The following is a 17,413-nucleotide window of genomic DNA, read 5'->3' as shown; positions in this document are numbered from 1 at the left end:
GCCAGGAATGCCTCACATGCCCGCGTACGTCTCGTGTCGGGAGCCGCCCGTGTCCGCAACCTCCGCCCCTTCGGTGCCTCCCGTCCCCCCGTACGGGCCGTACCGCGAGGACTGCCCCTGGTGCGGCTCCCGGCGGCTGCGGACCCGGCCGCGCGGTGCCGGGCCGCGGCAGGGAGCACCCCACCGGTCCCCGGTCGAGCGGTGCGCGGACTGCCGGCACGTCTTCCGGAATCCGCCGCTCACCCCCGGCCCCGAGCATCCCCTGGTCCGGGCCGGTGCCCGGCTCAGACACCGGCTGGCCGCCCGTGCCCTGTCCCGCCACTGTCCCGAGCCCGAGAGCTGGCTGGACGTCGGCACCGGGGACGCCGACTTCCCCCGGACCGCCCGTACGTACTTCCCGTACACCGCGTTCGACGGGCTGGACGCCACCCACCGCGTGCTGCGGGCCCGCGCCGTGGAGCGGGTCGAGGAGGCCTTCGTCGGCCGGTTGACGGACCGGCACATCGCGGCCCGGCTGCGGGAACGCTACGACGTCGTGAGCCTCTTCCAGTATCTGGAGCGCGTTCCGGACCCCCGGGCGGAGCTGCGGGCCGCGCTGCGGGTGCTGCGGCCCGGCGGGCATCTGCTCGTCGACGTGGCCGACCCGCGGCGCCTGACGCCCGTCCACCCCGTCGGGCTGGCCGCCGAACTCGTCGCCCAGGGCTGCACGGTCCTCACGGGTGCCCGGGGCCACCGCGTCGTCGCGCGCAAGGACGGTTCAGCCCCGTAGTACCAGCGCCTGGCCCGCCACCACCAGCAGCACCTGCTCGCACTCGGCCGCGAACGCCGCGTTCAGGCGGCCGAGTTCATCACGGTAGCGGCGGCCGGACGCCGTGGCCGGGACGATGCCCGAGCCGACCTCGTTCGACACCGCCACCAGTGTGCGGCGGGTGGTGCGGACCGCCTCCGTCAGTTCCCGCACCCGGTCCCGGAGCGCCCGTTCGCCGCCGTCGGCCCACTCCGCGTCGTCCCACGCGCCGACCGCGTCCATCGCGTCCGTCAGCCACAGGGACAGGCAGTCGACGAGGAGGGGCGGGCCCTGGTCCTTCAGGAGGGGGACCAGGTCGCAGGTCTCGGCGGTCCGCCAGGAACCGGGGCGGCGTTCCCGGTGCGCGCCGACCCGGGCCGCCCATTCGGTGTCGCCGTTCCGGGAGCCTCCGGTGGCCACGTAGAGGACGTCGGGGAAGGGTTCGAGGCGGCGTTCCGCCTCCACCGACTTGCCCGACCGCGCGCCGCCCAGGACCAGGGTGCGCCGCGGTACGTCGGGTACGTCCTCGTACGAGCCCACCGCCAGCGTCGTGCCGTCCGGCACCGCCCGTGCGCCCGCTGCCGCGAGCCGCCGCGCCAGCTCCCGGCCCGGCGGCACGTCGTGGTCCAGGTGGACGGCGACGACGTCCGTGGTCGGGCCCGCCGCTCCCACCGCCCGCAGCCGCGCCAGCGCGTCCGGCCGTCCCACGACGTCCGCGAGGACCAGGTCGTAGGGCTCCGCGGGCTCCTCCAGGCCCGCCGGGGCGCCGCCCGGCGGCACGTAGAGGAGCCGCCGGCCGTCGGGTCCCGTCACGGCGTAACCCGTGCCCGGCGCGTCCAGCGCCACCGCCCGCACCCGGTGCCCCGTCAGCAGCGCCAGCTCCCGCCCGTCCGGCACCCGGCCCGGCTGCGGCAGCCCGGCCGGCACCTCCACCGCGGGACCGTCGTGCGGGTGGGAGAGCAGTACCTGCCGTACCCCGGCCAGGGAGTGCCCGGCCCTCGCGGCGGCGAACGCGGCGCCGGGCGTCAGGTCGAGCAGCAGCGCGCCGTCCACCAGCAGCGCGGTCGCCGCACGCGCGTCCTCGCCCTGCGCCGCGGCACAGGCCGCGCAGGGACAGTCGGGGCGGGGGAGTCCCGCGGGGGCACCGGTGCCGAGCAGAGTCACGTCCACGCACCGATTTTCGCCGGTCACCCGGCGACATGCGCGCCCGAGTCCCCCCGAGGGGCGGGTGCCGCGACCGTTCCCGTCCCCGGGGCCCTCCTCCGGGGCCTTCTCCCCGGGCCTTCTACGGCGCGCCCGGTTCAGCGCATAGGCTGCGGGCGGAGGCGGATCAAGGTCCGGCTTCCACTCTGCATGTGCTCACATCTTGGAGGCGGACATGGCGGCATGGACGTGGCGGTTCGAGGCGGCCGACGGGACGGAGGTCCAGCCCGCGGTGCAGCCCGAGGAGTTCACCACGCAAGGGGACGCCGAGTCCTGGATCGGGGAGCAGTGGAAGGACCTCCGGGCGGGCGGCACCGACCAGGTGCGGCTCTTCGAGGACTCCACCGAGATCTACGGCCCGATGAGCCTGCACGCCGAGGAGGCGGAGGCCGATGCCGAGGCCGAGGCGGGGACCGAGGCCTGAGGCCCGGGGGCGGGGCAGCGCGGTGCTGCTACGGGCCCGCGCGGGCGAGCACCGCGCCGCGGCTCCGCCCCCGTCACTGCTCGCCGAGCGTCACCTCGGCGGTGTGCTCCTTGCCGTCCCGGGTGTACGTCACCTTCGTCCGGTCGCCCGGCCGCATCGACGCCAGCGCCTCGGACAGCGACGTGATGGTGGTGATGTCCGTGTCCCCGAGCCTGACGAGGACGTCCCCGGGGCGCAGCCCGGCGTCGTCGGCGGCCCCGCCGTCGCTCACCTCGACGACGGCCACCCCGGCCGGGCGGTAGTCGTCGTCGACGACCGTACGGGCGGTGATGCCCAGTGCGGCCCGGCCCGAGTCGGTGACCTTGCCGTCCTTGACGATCTGCCCCGCCACCGTCGACACCATCGACGCAGGGATCGCGAAGCCGATGCCGGGCGCCGCGCTGTCGCCGAGGCCCGGGTCGGTCGCCGCCAGCGTCGGGATGCCGATCACCTGCCCGTCCAGGTTCACCAGGGCGCCCCCGCTGTTGCCCGGGTTGATGGCCGCCGACGTCTGCACCATGTTGGCGATGGTCGCGCCCGTGCCGCCCCCGCTGCTGCCCTCCGTCACGGTCCGCCCGGTTCCCGACACGATGCCCTGCGTCACGCTGGAGGACAGGCCGAGCGGCGAGCCCATCGCCAGCACGATCTGCCCGACCTCGACCTTCGCGGAGTCCGCGAAGCGGGCCGCCTTCATGCCCTCGGGCACCTTGTCCAGCTTGATGACCGCCAGATCCTGCTCCGGGTAGGAGGAGACCAGCTTCGCGGTCAGGACGCCCTCGGCGCGGGCCGTCGTCACCCGGAAGGACCTGCCGTCCCCGACGACGTGCGCGTTGGTGACGATGTGCCCCTTGTCGTCGTACACGACCCCCGACCCCAGGGAGTCGCCCGCCTGGATCTGTACGACCGACGGCAGTACGTCCTTGATCACCCGCTCGTAGGCGGCCTCCAGCTCACTGGCCGCGCGCGGCGCCGCGGCCTGCGCCGTGTCGCCCTCCCGCGCGCTCCCCGAACCACGGTCGGCCCCCGGACCGGCGTCGGAACAGCCGGTCGCGAGCAGCAGGGCGGCGCAGGCCGGTACGGCCACCGGAGCGAGCAGACGGCGCAGACGGCGCAGACGGGTGCGGGAAGTGTCCATGGCCCGAGTCTCACCGGGCCCCCGGCGCCCGGCGCCCGGTGCACACCCGAACGGGCGCCGCGGCCGGGCGGGTGGTGGTGCCGGGCCGGTGGGGCGACGGCTAGCCGCGCACCCCGCACAGATGCAGCAGCGCCGCGACCGAGCGGTACGGGTCCGTCCGGCCGGCCCGCTCCTCGGCGGCCAGCAGGGCCTCGAGGCCGGCGGGGGGCGCGGCTCCGTCGGGCGCCGTGTCCGTGAAGACCCGGACGCCGTACCAGGTGTGCAGCGGCGCGCCGATGCCCGCGAGCTTCGCCGTCAGCGTCGCCAGCCGGTCCGCGCGGACGTCTAGGCCCAGGCGGTTGCGGTAGTTCGTGGTGTCGAATGCGGCCAGCGCGCCCGACCAGTCGCCGTGCAGGCCCGGGCGCAGCGCGAGCGCGTCGCCGTTGCGCACCACGAGGGACAGCAGGCCGCCGGGCGCGAGCATCCGGGCCAGCCCCGCCAGCAGTGGATCGGGCTCCTCGACGTACATGAGCACGCCGTGGCACAGCACCACGTCGAAGCTGCCCGGCAGGAAGTGCACGCCGGTGTCCCGGCCGTCACCCTCGACGATCCGCATCCGCTCCCGGATGCCCTCGGGCTGGCCGGCCAGGGCGTCGCGCGCGGCGGCGATCATCGTCGCGTCCCGCTCCACGCCGGTCACCTGGTGCCCGGCCCGGGCCAGTCGCAGCGCCTGGGTGCCCTGGCCCATCCCGACGTCGAGCACGCGCAGCCGCCGGCCCACCGCGAAACGCCCCGCTATCTGCTCGTCCAGCTGCCGGGCCACCAGCTCCTGCCGTACGACGTTGCGAAGCCCGGACAGTCCCGCCGTCCAGGCCTCGGCCGCGCCCTCGGTGAACGGCGTCGTGCTCAGGGCCGCTCCCCACGCTTGACCTGGGGCTTGGGCAGCCGCAGCCGGCGCATCTGGAGCGAGCGCATCAGCGCGTACGCGACCGCACCGCGGCGGCGCTCGTCCGGGAAGCGCTCGGCGAGCCGCTTCTTCAGCCGGAAGCCGGTGACGATCGAGTCCACCACGATCAGCACGATCACGACCAGCCACAGCAGCAGCGCGACGTTCTGCAGCGAGGCCACCCGGATCATGCTCAGCACGAGGATGATCACGGCCATCGGCAGGAAGTACTCCGCGATGTTGAACCGCGAGTCGACGAAGTCGCGGGCGAACTTGCGGACCGGGCCCTTGTCACGGGCCGGCAGGTACCGCTCGTCGCCCTTCGCGAGGGCCTCGCGCTGCCGGGCCATCGCGGTCCGCCGCTCCTCGCGCTGGCGCTTGGAGGCGTCCTTGCGCGTCATCGGCGTATTGGCGACGCTGCGGCGCTGGGACTGGGCCGCACTGCGCTTGGGCGTGGGCCTTCCCTTCGGGGCCTGCGGGTCACGGGGCTGACTGGAGTCGGTCACCTGCGCGCTGACGGCGCTCTGGGCCTTCTCATCCTTGGCACGGCTACGGAACACAAAACCCAAGGGTACGGGGTCCCGGGGTGTGGACCCCAGTCCGGTGGGGAACGATCCGGCAACGCCGGTCGTCTGTAAAAGGACAGAGGGGACGTTGTGTACGGCCTCGGGCGCCGGTGCATACCGGACACCCCCGGGGAGCACCTACTCCCTACGCCGGACCGGGAACGTACGCAGTCGTCCTTGGGGATGAGCGCATCCGTCCCCGAACAGTGCGGTAATGGATGCAGGGCCCGTACTGTGGGTTCTGTTGCAGTCGCTGGAGCTGGAGTCGGTCAGAAGGGGGCGCGCGAAGCCCATGAGCGGTGTCATGAAGCGTATGGGGATGATCTTCCGCGCGAAGGCCAACAAGGCCCTTGACCGGGCCGAGGACCCGCGCGAAACCCTCGATTACTCGTACCAGAAACAGCTGGAGCTGCTGCAGAAGGTGCGCCGCGGCGTCGCCGACGTGGCGACCAGCCGCAAGCGCCTGGAGCTGCAGCTCAACCAGCTCCAGTCCCAGTCGGGCAAGCTGGAGGACCAGGGCCGCAAGGCGCTGGCGCTGGGTCGCGAGGACCTGGCCCGCGAGGCGCTCTCCCGGCGCGCCGCGCTCCAGCAGCAGGTCACCGACCTGGAGACGCAGCACGCCACCCTCCAGGGCGAGGAGGAGAAGCTCACCCTTGCGGCCCAGCGCCTCCAGGCCAAGGTGGACGCCTTCCGCACGAAGAAGGAGACCATCAAGGCCACCTACACGGCGGCCCAGGCGCAGACCCGCATCGGCGAGGCGTTCTCCGGCATCTCCGAGGAGATGGGCGACGTCGGCCTGGCCATCCAGCGGGCCGAGGACAAGACCGCCCAGCTCCAGGCCCGGGCCGGTGCCATCGACGAGCTGCTCGCCTCCGGCGCCCTCGACGACCAGTCCGGCATGCACAAGGACGACATCCAGGCCGAGCTGGACCGGCTCTCCGGTGGTACGGATGTAGAGCTGGAACTGCAGCGGATGAAGGCCGAGCTGGCCGGGGGCTCCACCTCCGACCGCCAGGCCATCGAGGGCGGCCAGGGACAGGACCAGGCCCCGTCGCAGTCCCAGCAGCAGCCGCAGGACACCCCGCGCTTCGACAAGCAGTAGCCCACGGCTAGGAGGGCCGACATGATCGTACGGATCATGGGGGAGGGACAGCTGACGCTGGCCGACGGCCGGCTCGGTGAGCTGAACAAGCTGGACGACGAACTCCTGTCCGAGATGGAGAACGGCGACGGCCCCGGCTTCCGCGCGACCCTCCAGGCCCTCCTGGCCAAGGTGCGCGAACTGGGCGAGCCCCTCCCGGACGACTCCCTGGAGCCGTCCGACCTCATCCTGCCGTCCCCGGACGCCACCCTGGAGGAGGTCCAGGAGCTCCTGAGCGACGACGGCCTCATCCCGGGCGGCACCTGACGAACGCGGTCCGCTCCATCCAGCCCGTCCGGCGTTCGAGGACGAGGCCGTCCAGGCCGAAGCAGGGGGTCTGGGGGGCGCAGCCTCCCAGTCGTCGCCCACTGCACGAGGGCCCACTCATCAGACACCCCGACTCCGGCTACCGTAAAAAACCGTGAGCACCCTCGCGAGAGCCCGCTGCGTCTTCGGCGCCCACCCCTCCACCATGGACACCGCCCTCGCGGTCGTCGTCCTGGTGTGCATGGTCGCCGGCTCCTTCGTGGACCCGCACGGCCCGGAGGGCGTCAGCTGGGGGCTGCGCACCCCCGACGCGCTCAGCCTCGCCCTGATGACCGCCGGCGCCGCCGCGCTCGCCTTCCGGCGCCGCCAGCCGATGGCGGTCCTCGTCGTCACGGGCTGCGTCTCCGTCGTCGAGAGCGTCACCGGCGACCCGCGCGCGCCGGTCGTCATGGCCGCCGTCATCGCCCTCTACACCGTCGCCGCCTCCACCGACCGGCCCACCACCTGGAGGGTCGGCCTGCTCACCATGACCGTGCTCACCGGCGCCGCCATGCTGGCCGGCCCCCTGCCCTGGTACGCGCAGGAGAACCTCGCCGTCTTCGCCTGGACCGGCATCGGCGCCACCGCCGGGGACGCCGTCCGCAGCCGCCGCGCCTTCGTGCAGGCCATCCGGGACCGGGCGGAGAAGGCCGAGCGCACCCGGGAGGAGGAGGCGCGCCGCCGCGTCGCCGAGGAACGGCTGCGCATCGCCCGCGACCTGCACGACGTGGTCGCCCACCACATCGCCCTGGTCAACGTGCAGGCCGGGGTCGCCTCGCACGTCATGGACAAGCGGCCCGACCAGGCCAAGGAGGCGCTCGCCCACGTACGGGAGGCCAGCCGCTCCGCGCTGGACGAGCTGCGGGCCACCGTCGGCCTGCTCCGCCAGTCGGGCGACCCGGAGGCGCCGACCGAGCCCGCCCCGGGCCTCGCCCGCCTCGACGAACTCGTCGGCACCTTCCACCACGCCGGACTGCGGGTCGAGCTGGCCCGCACCGACCAGGGCACCGAGCTGCCCGCCGCCGTCGACCTGGCCGCCTACCGCATCATCCAGGAGGCGCTGACCAACGTGCAGAAGCACGCGGGACGGCAGGCGAGGGCCGAGGTCAGCGTCGTGCGGGTGGGGACGGACATCGAGGTGACCGTGCTGGACGACGGCACCGCCGAGGGAGAGGCCCCCGACGGCACCACCGAGGGCGGCGGACACGGGCTGCTCGGCATGCGCGAGCGCGTCACCGCCGTGCGCGGCACCCTCACCACCGGTCCCCGCTACGGAGGCGGTTTCCGCGTGCATGCGATCCTTCCGGTCAAGAACCGCATCGATGCCACCAAGGACCCCGTATGACGATCCGTGTCCTGCTCGCCGACGACCAGGCGCTGCTGCGCAGTGCCTTCCGGGTGCTGGTCGACTCCGAGCCCGACATGGAGGTGGTGGGGGAGGCGTCCGACGGCGCGGAGGCGGCCCGGCTGGCCGCCGAGCAGCGGGCCGACGTGGTGCTGATGGACATCCGGATGCCCGGCACGGACGGTCTCGCCGCCACCCGCATGATCAGCGCCGACCCGTCCCTCGCCCACGTCCGCGTGGTCATACTGACCACCTTCGAGGTCGACGACTACGTGGTGCAGTCGCTGCGGGCCGGGGCCTCCGGCTTCCTCGGCAAGGGATCCGAGCCCGAGGAACTGCTCAGCGCGATCCGGGTCGCGGCCGGGGGCGAGGCGCTGCTGTCGCCGACCGCCACCAAGGGGCTGATCGCCCGCTTCCTCGCCCAGCAGGACACCGCCGACGAGGACCGCGACCCGGCCCGCGCCGAACGTCTCGAGTCGCTGACCGTGCGCGAGCGCGAGGTCCTGGTCCAGGTGGCCGGCGGGCACTCCAACGACGAGATCGCCGAGCGCCTCGAGGTCAGCCCGCTCACCGTGAAGACCCACGTCAACCGGGCCATGGCCAAGCTGGGCGCCCGCGACCGGGCCCAGCTGGTCGTCATCGCCTACGAATCCGGGCTGGTCCGTCCAAGGGTGGACTGACCTCTACCCGCGTGTACTGCGGAGGGAGTAGGCCCGGGATAAGGAAATGGACCTGGGGCCTAGGGATACGGGGCCGCCCATGGCCCAGGGTGTTGGGGTGGGCACTCACCTGTGTGCCCGCGCCCGGCGCTGCCATGTGCCCCGTCCCCCGCCCGGCCACAGAAGAGAGACCCTGATCCATGTCCTGGCTGTCGAGATTCAGCCTCGCGCAACGGGCCCTGATAGGCCTGATGTCGATCGTCGCGCTCGTATTCGGCGCGATCGCCATCCCCCAGCTCAAGCAGCAGCTGCTGCCCACCATCGAACTGCCCATGGTGTCCGTGCTGGCTCCGTACCAGGGCGCCTCGCCGGACGTGGTCGAGAAGCAGGTCGTCGAGCCGATCGAGGACAGCCTCGAGGCCGTCGACGGGATCTCGGGCGTCACCTCCACGGCCAGTGAGGGCAACGCCGTCCTCATGGCGTCCTTCGACTACGGCCCGAACACCCAGCAGCTCGTCGCCGACGTCCAGCAGGCCGTGAACCGGGCCCGCGCCCAGCTCCCGGACGACGTGGACCCGCAGGTCATCTCCGGCTCGACGGACGACATCCCGACCGTCGTCCTCGCCGTGACCTCGGACAAGGACCAGCAGGCGCTGGCCGACCAGCTCGACAAGACGGTCGTCTCCGAGCTGAAGGACATCGACGGCGTCGCCCAGGTCGTGGTCGACGGCGTCCGCGACGTCCAGGTCACCGTCACGCCGGACCCGGCGAAGCTGGCCGCGGCCAAGGTGGGCCCGCAGGCGCTCGCCCAGTCCCTCCAGGCGGGCGGCGCGACCGTCCCGGCCGGTTCCTTCGACGAGGGCGGCGCCAACCGCACCGTCCAGGTCGGGGGCGGCTTCACCTCGCTGAAGCAGATCCAGGACCTCATGGTCACCGGCGAGGGCGTCGACGAGCCGGTCCGCCTCGGCGACGTCGCCACCGTCAAGGAGGAGGAGGCCAAGGCCGACTCCCTGACCCGCACCAACGGCGAGCCGTCCCTCGCCGTCGCCGTGACGATGGACCACGACGGCAGCGCTGTCTCCATCTCGAACGCCGTCGAGGACAAGCTCCCCGACCTGCGCGAGCAGCTCGGCTCCGGCGCGACCCTCACCGTCGTCAGCGACCAGGGCCCGGCGGTCTCCAAGGCCATCTCCGGCCTGACCACGGAGGGCGGGCTCGGTCTGCTCTTCGCCGTCCTGGTCATCCTGGTCTTCCTCGCGTCGATTCGCTCCACCCTGGTCACCGCGGTCTCCATCCCGCTGTCGGTGGTGCTGGCGCTGATCGTCCTGTGGACGCGCGACCTGTCGCTCAACATGCTGACGCTGGGCGCGCTGACCATCGCCATCGGCCGCGTCGTCGACGACTCGATCGTGGTCCTGGAGAACATCAAGCGGCACCTCGGCTACGGCGAGGAGCGCAAGGACGCCATCCTGGGCGCCGTCCGCGAGGTCGCCGGAGCGGTCACCTCGTCCACGCTCACCACGGTCGCCGTGTTCCTGCCGATCGGTCTGGTCGGCGGCATGGTCGGCGAGCTGTTCGGCTCCTTCAGCCTCACCGTCACCGCGGCGCTGCTGGCGTCCCTGCTGGTGTCGCTGACGGTCGTCCCGGTCCTGTCGTACTGGTTCCTGCGGCCCCCGAAGGGCACCCCCGAGGACGCGGCCGAGGCCCGCCGCCTCGCCGAGGAGAAGGAGGCCAAGAGCCGCCTCCAGCGCTTCTACGTCCCCGTGCTGCGCTTCGCCACCCGCCGCCGTCTGACCAGCGTGGCCATCGCGATCGTCGTGCTGGTCGGCACCTTCGGCATGGCGCCGCTGCTGAAGACCAACTTCTTCGACCAGGGCGAGCAGAAGGTCCTCAGCGTCAAGCAGGAGCTGAAGCCCGGCACCAGCCTCGGCGCCACCGACGAGCAGGTGAAGAAGGTCGAGAAGCTGCTCGGCGACACCGAGGGCGTCAAGGACTACCAGGTCACCATCGGCTCGTCCGGGTTCATGGCCGCCTTCGGCGGCGGCACGGACACCAACCAGGCCTCGTACCAGCTGATGCTGGAGGACGCGGCGAACGCCGACGACGTCCAGGACCACATCGAGGACGGGCTGGCCGAGCTCGGCGACGGCATCGGCACCACCACCATCGCTGCCGGTGACGGCTTCGGCAGCCAGGACCTGAGCGTCGTCGTCAAGGCGGCCGACGCGCAGGAGCTCCGCGACGCCGCCGAGCAGGTCCGCAAGACCGTCGCCGACCTCGACGACGTCACCGACGTCACCAGCGACCTGGCGCAGAGCGTCCCGCGCATCTCGGTCAAGGCCAACGCGAAGGCCGCCGACGCCGGATTCACCGACCAGACGCTCGGCGCGGCCGTCGCCCAGGCGGTGCGCGGCACCCCGGCGGCCAAGGCGACCCTGGACGACACCGAGCGCGACGTCGTCATCAAGTCGGCGCAGCCCGCCCGGACGATGGCCGAGCTGAAGGCGCTGAACCTGGGCGCGGCCAAGCTCGGCGACATCGCCACCGTGCAGCTGGTGGACGGCCCGGTCTCGATGACCCGCATCGACGGCCAGCGCGCGGCGACCGTCACCGCCAAGCCGACCGGTGACAACACCGGCGCGGTCGGCGCGGACCTCCAGTCGAAGATCGACGGCCTGGACCTGCCGGCCGGCGCCACCGCCGAGATCGGCGGCGTCACCGCGGACCAGGACGAGGCCTTCGTCAACCTGGGCCTGGCCATGCTCGCGGCGATCGCCATCGTCTTCATGCTGCTGGTGGGCACCTTCCGGTCGCTGGCCCAGCCGCTGATCCTGCTGGTGTCCATCCCGTTCGCGGCGACCGGCGCGATCGGCCTGCTGATCGCCACGGGCACCCCGATGGGCGTCCCGGCGATGATCGGCATGCTGATGCTGATCGGCATCGTGGTCACCAACGCGATCGTGCTGATCGACCTGATCAACCAGTACCGCAAGCAGGGCTACGGCGTCGTCGAGGCCGTCGTCGAGGGCGGTCGGCACCGCCTCCGCCCCATCCTCATGACGGCCCTGGCGACGATCTTCGCCCTCCTCCCGATGGCGCTGGGCGTCACCGGCGAGGGCGGCTTCATCGCCCAGCCGCTCGCGGTGGTGGTGATCGGCGGCCTGATCACGTCGACCCTGCTGACCCTCCTCCTGGTCCCGACGCTCTACGCGATGCTGGAGCTCCGCAAGGAGCGCCGCGCCAAGAAGCGGGCCGCGAAGAAGGGCCTGCCCGAGCAGCCGAAGCCCTCTCCGGAACCGGAGCCGGCCCAGGTCTGACACCCCGTCGGTACGGCGAAGGGGCGCTCCCGTGAGGTCTCACGGGAGCGCCCCTTCGCGTCGAGCGGGCGCGGATCGCGGGGCGCGGTCGGCCTCGCGGCTCCTCAGTGCTCGCAGAGGGAGAACTCCCGCTCGTAGAGCTGCTCGTTGTGCTCGTCGACGAAGAACTTGCGCTCCCGCATGAGCTCTTCGCGGTGGCCCTCGGCCTCTTCGAGCGTCATGGTCGAGGTGTCGGCCCAGGGCTGCTGGGGCGGCACGTCGGAGGTCGAGACGATCCGCTCCGAGGGGTCGATCAGGAAGAACGCGAGGATCTTGCGGTGGCCCGGGCGGGTGGCGTCCGCGAGGCGGAATTCACCGACGCGGTGCTGCAGGACGTTCGGGAACGCCAGACAGCGGCCCGCCGGAGTCGACGCCGACCCCAGCAGCTGGTTCAGCGCGCCCTCGTTCTCCAGGCCGTAGACCTCGCGCATGCCGGTGTGGTCGCTCTGCTCGTAGCGCGGCTCGCTGAGCGCCGTCCGGAAGGCCAGCCGGCTCTCGGTGATGTTCTCGCTGTCCCAGTAGTAGATGCCGGTCGAGACGATCCGCTCGTTCAGCATCCCCTCGACGTGCCAGGAACCGCCGGAGTACTCGGGCCTGTCCGGGGTGAGGTGGATGGTGGCGAGCTTGACGACGACCTGGAGACGGCGGCCGCGCAGGTCGACGCGTGCCGTGTCGCCGGGCGTCTCGGGCGCGGAGAACTCCGGGGCGTCCGGGACGGTCGGCCGGCGGTTGTCCCACCAGTCGTCGGTGGCCTCTTCCCAGGCCTGCACGGCCTCTTCGTAGGCCGCCTCGTCGCTGAAGGAGTCCTCGTCGGGTTCCTCCGGCTCCTCCGACTCGTCGTACCACCCGTAGGGATCGGCCTCGATCCGCAGGGGACGCGGATGGCGCAGGTCGGTGAGCACGTTCTCCAGCAGCGGGAGCATGCGCGAGAACAGGTCGGGCAGGACGGACGCCAGTTCGCGATGGTCCTCGGGGTGGACGTTGTTCACGTAGGAACCGAAGGTGACGCCGCCGTCGTCGCTGACGTCCACGTCCGTGGGTAGCCACTGGAACTTCTCCGAGAACTCGTACTTCGAGTAGCTGTTCGCCGGGTTCGGCCAGACCCGCTCGGGTGCGCCGCTCACCCCCCGCACCAGGCAGAACAGGGAGGGGTGGACCAGGTCCAGTACCTGGCCCCCGGACCCGGGGTGCCAGTCCCGCTCCTCCTCGGGGACCTCCTCCAGGACCCGGACCGCCTCGGCCAGCCGGGAGCGGAGTCCGTCGTCGATCAGCGAGTCCGACTGCCACACCCCGTCGACGGCGGACACCTCGGCGCCGGTCCGGGCGTCCCGCAGCGCCGCGTAGTGCGCGAGTTCGGCGAGCACGTAACGGACCTGCGCCTCGGTCAGGCCCTGGGCGGCCGCCTCGCGCGTCCACCTGGCGAGGATGCCGGGGTCGTGCATCTTGTCGGACCATCCCGGCTTCGACCGGATGTGGGCGCTGCACCGCATCATCTCGAGTTCCCGCAGCGTCCGGGGTCGCGCGGTCGATATGGAGGGGGTCGAGTGGAAGGGCAGCGGGAAAGGGGGCAGGCCGGACAATGCTCTGGATCCTCCCAGTCGGTGTGCGGGTGGCGGGAAGCCTACGGCAGCGCACTGACACGCGACCGTGGGCTTCCGCCCGCCCGGACCGGCCGGGTTACGGCAGCGCCAGCATCCGCTCCAGGGCCAGCTTCGCGAACGCCGCCGTCTCCTGGTCCACCTCGATGCGGTTGACCAGGGTGCCCTCGGCGAGGGACTCCAGCGTCCAGACCAGGTGGGGGAGGTCGATGCGGTTCATGGTCGAGCAGAAGCAGACCGTCTTGTCGAGGAAGACGATCTCCTTGTCCTCGGCGGCGAAACGGTTCGCCAGGCGGCGGACCAGGTTCAGCTCGGTCCCGATGGCCCACTTGGATCCGGCCGGGGCCGCCTCCAGGGCCTTGATGATGTACTCGGTCGAGCCGACGTAGTCCGCGGCGGCGACGACCTCGTGCTTGCACTCCGGGTGCACCAGGACGTTCACGCCCGGTATGCGCTCGCGCACGTCGTTGACCGAGTCGAGGCTGAAGCGGCCGTGCACCGAGCAGTGGCCCCGCCACAGGATCATCTTCGCATCGCGCAGCTCCTCGGCCGTCAGCCCGCCGTTCGGCCGGTGCGGGTTGTAGACGACGCAGTCCTCCAGGGACATGCCCAGGTCCCGCACCGCCGTGTTGCGGCCCAGGTGCTGGTCGGGCAGGAAGAGGACCTTCTCGCCCTGCTCGAACGCCCAGTTCAGGGCGCGCTCGGCGTTGGAGGAGGTGCAGATGGTGCCGCCGTGCTTGCCGGTGAACGCCTTGATGTCCGCCGACGAGTTCATGTACGACACGGGCACGACCTGCCCGGCGATCCCGGCCTCGGTCAGCACGTCCCAGCACTCGGCGACCTGTTCGGCGGTGGCCATGTCGGCCATGGAGCACCCGGCCGCGAGGTCGGGCAGGACCACCTTCTGGTCGTCGGAGGTCAGGATGTCGGCCGACTCCGCCATGAAGTGCACACCGCAGAAGACGATGTACTCGGCCTCCGGGCGCGCCGCCGCGTCCCGGGCCAGCTTGAAGGAGTCGCCCGTGACGTCGGCGAACTGGATGACCTCGTCGCGCTGGTAGTGGTGGCCGAGCACGAAGACCTTGTCACCGAGCTTCTCCTTGGCCGCACGGGCGCGTTCGACCAGGTCCGGGTCGGAGGGCGAGGGCAGGTCACCGGGACACTCCACACCGCGCTCGCTCCTCGGGTCGGCCTCGCGGCCGAGCAGCAGCAGGGCGAGGGGCGTCGGCTGTACGTCGAGCTCCTGGGTTTGGGCGGTGGTCACGACACGCACCCTTTCTACTCTCGTCGACCCTTTTCGTCGAACTGACGCTATATATCATAACCGGTTCACGTCACTTTGACGATGGCCATAGTGTCGGTGTGACATGAATCCCGGTGCCCGAGCGGCCCCGCACGGCGCCCCGCACGGCGCCCTCGCGGCGGCCGTGCGCAGGCTCCGTCCACAGGCGCTGTCCGCTCCCCGTGGCGTGTGCGAGCATGAAGGGAAGGCCGAGGGACAAGACACGGGCCCGTCCCGGAATGAATCCGCGGTCCCGCCGGTTGGAACCGTCGGCAAGCAGTCTCCGTACAACCCGGGAGAGATGTAGATGTCCGTATCGGACGAGACCACCACCGTCACCGACGGCATCATCCTGACCGACGCCGCCGCGGCCAAGGTCAAGGCCCTGCTCGACCAGGAAGGCCGTGACGACCTGGCGCTGCGCGTCGCCGTCCAGCCCGGCGGCTGCTCCGGCCTGCGTTACCAGCTCTTCTTCGACGAGCGTTCGCTCGACGGTGACGTGGTCAAGGACTTCGGTGGCGTGAAGGTCACCACCGACCGCATGAGCGCCCCGTACCTGGGCGGCGCCACCGTCGACTTCGTGGACACCATCGAGAAGCAGGGCTTCACGATCGACAACCCGAACGCGACCGGCTCCTGCGCCTGCGGCGACTCCTTCAGCTGACGGCCGGCAGGCACGGTCGCGCCGCGTTCGCGTGCGCGAGAAGGGCGGTGGCCCGGGGTTCGTCCCCGGGCCACCGCCCTTTCGTCACCCCTCGGGTGCGGCGTCACCGCGCCCCGGACGGAGCCGGCAGCCGGGCGCCCGGCTTGTGCACCGGGACGTCCTCGCCGTCCGAGCCCACGACCGTCCGGTCGCCGAGCGGCTCGTCCAGCGGCACCGTCCGCTCGTACTCCTTGGCGATCAGGATGCAGACCTGGTCCGGGTGCGGGGTCTCGGTCACCGTGACGGTCACCTTCCCGCCGCTCTCCTTCGCCTTCGCCTCGTAGTCGGAGCACACCCCGCCCGTGAAGTGCACGGTCAGCTCGCCGTCGGCGGCCGTGTAGCCGCTCACGCGGACGTCCCGCGGCTCCCCGGGCCCGGCGGCCGGCTCGTCCGGGGCCGACGGGGAGGTGGGCGGCGTGGCGGGGGACGCCGTGGTGAGGAACCTCGGCTCGACCGCCGGATACGTGACCGTCACCGCGTCCCGCGCCCCCGGCGCCCGCACCTCGAAGAGCCAGGACGGCACCAGCGTCTGCTGCCCCCGTACCGGATGCGCGGCCAGCCCGAACACCGCGTCCTCGACCGTGACGGTCTGCCTCTTCCCCGTCCCGGGCTGCTCCGGAGCACCGGTCGGCGGCCCGCAGGGCGTGTCCGCCCCGTCCTGATGCGGTACGGGACTCGCGCAGCCGCCGATGCCCCCGACACCACCGGCGCCACCGGCGTCCGCGCCGGATCCGGCACCCGGCGCGTTCAGCAGCGCCAGCGTCTCCTCCGCGTTCAGGACGGGGTACGTGTCCCCCTTGACCGGTGCCTTCATCCGGCCGCTGCCGCCGACCACCTCGCCGCGGGCCCCGACGACGATCCCCGTCGTCCAGCCGTACGAGGGCAGCCCGCCCACCTCGGGTTCCGCGTTCACGGCCCGTCCGGCGCCCATGACCTGGCTCGCGTCCAGCTTGGCGTCGTCCTGGCCCAGCGCCTTCAGCACCGGCGCCGCCGCCTTCTTCGCGGCCGCCTCGCCCACCGGGTTCCCGTCGGCGGGGGAAGCCTTGCAGACGGGCCCCTTCCTGCAGTTGTCGGTGCCGGGTGCGTAGCGGTGGAAGGTCCAGGTGCCCGGCGCCCGACGGCTCACCGTGAGCAGCGGCCCGGAACCGTCCTTCGCGTTGCCGACCCTCCACGCCTCGCCCTGGGTACGGGGTGCGCCCTCGACGCCCAGTGCCTCGGCCAGCCGGGCCACCTCGGCCTCGGTGACGTCGCCCTTCGCCCGGTACACGGGCGCCGAACCGGGGCCCTCGGGGAGCGGCCCGTCGGCGCGGTAGGTGACGCCGTACGGGTCGGGCTCGCCCGGCGCGATGCCGTTCGAGCCGCCCTCCGGGGCGGACGCACCGTGGTCGTCGAGGGGGAGCGGCGGGGGAGTGCCGTCGCCCGAGGCCCCGGACGCCGTACCGCCGTCCGGGTCACCGTCGGCGGCGGACGTGGCCACATAGGCACCGCCGGCCCCGACCAGCAGCACGGCGGCGGCGACCGACGCGACCGCGACCGCCCGGGGGCGCCGCCGCGCGGGACGCCCGCCGCCGGCCTCGTCGGCGGCGTCGTCGTTGTCGGGTCGCTCGGTGTTCACCGCATCGCTCCTTCGGCTGTTACTGGGGACAGCGATGGGACGCGGTGGGGCGGGATCCGGTTCCCGGCGACGGCGCGCGTCGCCCGAACGGCCGTACGGCCGACCGGGGGCGCTCAGTCGCCGTAGTCGGACATCGCGTCCAGCAGCCGGGCCGAGGCCGGCGGCACCCGGACGCCGTGGATGAGGGCGAGGGGCACCGGCCGGGCGGAGACGTCGGCAGGCGCCGACCAGCGCGGTGTCATCCGGGCGCAGTCACCGCGCAGCGAGGCCAGGTCACCGTCCAGGTCGGCCGGAGCGGGGTCGACGGTCCTCAGGTTCGTCATAACAGA

General features: G+C 72.6%; 16 protein-coding genes. 8 read left to right on the top strand and 8 right to left on the bottom strand.

Features of this window, described 5'->3' with window-relative positions:
• Positions 1-7 precede the first annotated feature (7 nt).
• Positions 8-769: a class I SAM-dependent methyltransferase gene (locus C4J65_RS07755; RefSeq protein WP_162833073.1), complete on the top strand. Its 762-nt coding sequence runs from the start codon at positions 8-10 to the stop codon at positions 767-769.
• On the opposite strand, the gene C4J65_RS07750 is transcribed toward C4J65_RS07755, so the two are convergent.
• Positions 758-1,957 (bottom strand): bifunctional adenosylcobinamide kinase/adenosylcobinamide-phosphate guanylyltransferase, encoded by a 1,200-nt coding sequence (locus C4J65_RS07750; RefSeq protein ID WP_115741732.1) that lies wholly within the window; start codon positions 1,955-1,957, stop codon positions 758-760. The genes C4J65_RS07755 and C4J65_RS07750 overlap by 12 nt on opposite strands.
• A gap of 208 nt (positions 1,958-2,165) precedes the next feature.
• Here C4J65_RS07750 and C4J65_RS07745 point away from each other — a divergent pair, with 208 nt between their 5' ends.
• Positions 2,166-2,414 carry a hypothetical protein gene (locus tag C4J65_RS07745; protein WP_115746341.1) on the top strand — a complete coding sequence of 83 codons (249 nt, stop codon included), beginning with the start codon at positions 2,166-2,168 and terminating at the stop codon, positions 2,412-2,414.
• A gap of 73 nt (positions 2,415-2,487) precedes the next feature.
• Here the strand turns inward: C4J65_RS07745 and C4J65_RS07740 are convergent, their stop codons facing one another.
• From C4J65_RS07740 to C4J65_RS07730, 3 genes are all read right to left on the bottom strand, one after another.
• On the bottom strand, positions 2,488-3,588 hold the full coding sequence (locus C4J65_RS07740; protein WP_115741731.1) for a trypsin-like peptidase domain-containing protein: 1,101 nt from the start codon (positions 3,586-3,588) through the stop codon (positions 2,488-2,490).
• Positions 3,589-3,688: 100 nt separating this feature from the next.
• Positions 3,689-4,390, bottom strand: coding sequence for a methyltransferase domain-containing protein (locus C4J65_RS07735; RefSeq protein ID WP_115741730.1), 702 nt, complete (start codon positions 4,388-4,390; stop codon positions 3,689-3,691).
• 83 nt (positions 4,391-4,473) lie between these two features.
• Positions 4,474-5,112, bottom strand: a complete 639-nt coding sequence (locus tag C4J65_RS07730) for a DUF3043 domain-containing protein (protein WP_115746340.1) — start codon at positions 5,110-5,112, stop codon at positions 4,474-4,476.
• Positions 5,113-5,383: 271 nt separating this feature from the next.
• On the opposite strand from C4J65_RS07730, the gene C4J65_RS07725 reads away from it, so the two are divergent.
• The 5 genes from C4J65_RS07725 to C4J65_RS07705 all read left to right on the top strand — a co-directional run bounded on the left by C4J65_RS07725 (position 5,384) and on the right by C4J65_RS07705 (position 11,847).
• Complete coding sequence (locus C4J65_RS07725; RefSeq protein WP_271415493.1) at positions 5,384-6,181, top strand: PspA/IM30 family protein; 798 nt, start codon at positions 5,384-5,386, stop codon at positions 6,179-6,181.
• Positions 6,182-6,202: 21 nt separating this feature from the next.
• Positions 6,203-6,487 (top strand): hypothetical protein, encoded by a 285-nt coding sequence (locus C4J65_RS07720; protein WP_115741728.1) that lies wholly within the window; start codon positions 6,203-6,205, stop codon positions 6,485-6,487.
• Positions 6,488-6,641: 154 nt separating this feature from the next.
• Positions 6,642-7,871 (top strand): histidine kinase, encoded by a 1,230-nt coding sequence (locus C4J65_RS07715; protein ID WP_115741727.1) that lies wholly within the window; start codon positions 6,642-6,644, stop codon positions 7,869-7,871.
• Positions 7,868-8,551, top strand: a complete 684-nt coding sequence (locus tag C4J65_RS07710) for a response regulator transcription factor (protein WP_115741726.1) — start codon at positions 7,868-7,870, stop codon at positions 8,549-8,551. Before C4J65_RS07715 ends, C4J65_RS07710 begins: the two co-directional genes overlap by 4 nt.
• Positions 8,552-8,730: 179 nt before the next feature.
• Positions 8,731-11,847 carry an efflux RND transporter permease subunit gene (locus tag C4J65_RS07705; RefSeq protein ID WP_115741725.1) on the top strand — a complete coding sequence of 1,039 codons (3,117 nt, stop codon included), beginning with the start codon at positions 8,731-8,733 and terminating at the stop codon, positions 11,845-11,847.
• Between the two features lie 104 nt (positions 11,848-11,951).
• On the opposite strand, the gene C4J65_RS07700 is transcribed toward C4J65_RS07705, so the two are convergent.
• Together C4J65_RS07700 and nadA are read right to left on the bottom strand one after the other, a co-directional pair.
• Positions 11,952-13,466, bottom strand: coding sequence for a DUF4246 domain-containing protein (locus C4J65_RS07700; protein ID WP_115741724.1), 1,515 nt, complete (start codon positions 13,464-13,466; stop codon positions 11,952-11,954).
• A gap of 97 nt (positions 13,467-13,563) precedes the next feature.
• Positions 13,564-14,748: a quinolinate synthase NadA gene (gene nadA, locus C4J65_RS07695; protein ID WP_115746339.1), complete on the bottom strand. Its 1,185-nt coding sequence runs from the start codon at positions 14,746-14,748 to the stop codon at positions 13,564-13,566.
• A gap of 325 nt (positions 14,749-15,073) precedes the next feature.
• Here nadA and C4J65_RS07685 point away from each other — a divergent pair, with 325 nt between their 5' ends.
• Positions 15,074-15,430 carry an iron-sulfur cluster assembly accessory protein gene (locus tag C4J65_RS07685; protein ID WP_003976654.1) on the top strand — a complete coding sequence of 119 codons (357 nt, stop codon included), beginning with the start codon at positions 15,074-15,076 and terminating at the stop codon, positions 15,428-15,430.
• A gap of 103 nt (positions 15,431-15,533) precedes the next feature.
• Here the strand turns inward: C4J65_RS07685 and C4J65_RS07680 are convergent, their stop codons facing one another.
• Positions 15,534-17,084 carry a hypothetical protein gene (locus C4J65_RS07680; protein WP_115741722.1) on the bottom strand — a complete coding sequence of 517 codons (1,551 nt, stop codon included), beginning with the start codon at positions 17,082-17,084 and terminating at the stop codon, positions 15,534-15,536.
• A gap of 113 nt (positions 17,085-17,197) precedes the next feature.
• Positions 17,198-17,407 (bottom strand): hypothetical protein, encoded by a 210-nt coding sequence (locus C4J65_RS07675; protein WP_115741721.1) that lies wholly within the window; start codon positions 17,405-17,407, stop codon positions 17,198-17,200.
• Between the last annotated feature and the right edge of the window lie 6 nt (positions 17,408-17,413).

The sequence above is a fragment of the Streptomyces sp. CB09001 genome (assembly GCF_003369795.1).
Taxonomy (GTDB): domain Bacteria; phylum Actinomycetota; class Actinomycetes; order Streptomycetales; family Streptomycetaceae; genus Streptomyces.
Note: the sequence above shows the minus strand (reverse complement) of the source record. Positions and strands in the feature narration are given on the sequence as shown.

What these genes read in the sequence shown, in the direction of transcription:
- C4J65_RS07740 (WP_115741731.1), bottom strand. Translation starts at nt 3,588, where the DNA reads ATGGACACTTCCCGCACCCGTCTGCGCCGTCTGCGCCGTCTGCTCGCT.
- C4J65_RS07725 (WP_271415493.1), top strand. Translation starts at nt 5,384, where the DNA reads ATGAAGCGTATGGGGATGATCTTCCGCGCGAAGGCCAACAAGGCCCTT.
- C4J65_RS07710 (WP_115741726.1), top strand. Translation starts at nt 7,868, where the DNA reads ATGACGATCCGTGTCCTGCTCGCCGACGACCAGGCGCTGCTGCGCAGT.
- C4J65_RS07685 (WP_003976654.1), top strand. Translation starts at nt 15,074, where the DNA reads ATGTCCGTATCGGACGAGACCACCACCGTCACCGACGGCATCATCCTG.
- C4J65_RS07675 (WP_115741721.1), bottom strand. Translation starts at nt 17,407, where the DNA reads ATGACGAACCTGAGGACCGTCGACCCCGCTCCGGCCGACCTGGACGGT.
- C4J65_RS07705 (WP_115741725.1), top strand. Translation starts at nt 8,731, where the DNA reads ATGTCCTGGCTGTCGAGATTCAGCCTCGCGCAACGGGCCCTGATAGGC.
- C4J65_RS07755 (WP_162833073.1), top strand. Translation starts at nt 8, where the DNA reads ATGCCTCACATGCCCGCGTACGTCTCGTGTCGGGAGCCGCCCGTGTCC.
- C4J65_RS07745 (WP_115746341.1), top strand. Translation starts at nt 2,166, where the DNA reads ATGGCGGCATGGACGTGGCGGTTCGAGGCGGCCGACGGGACGGAGGTC.
- C4J65_RS07720 (WP_115741728.1), top strand. Translation starts at nt 6,203, where the DNA reads ATGATCGTACGGATCATGGGGGAGGGACAGCTGACGCTGGCCGACGGC.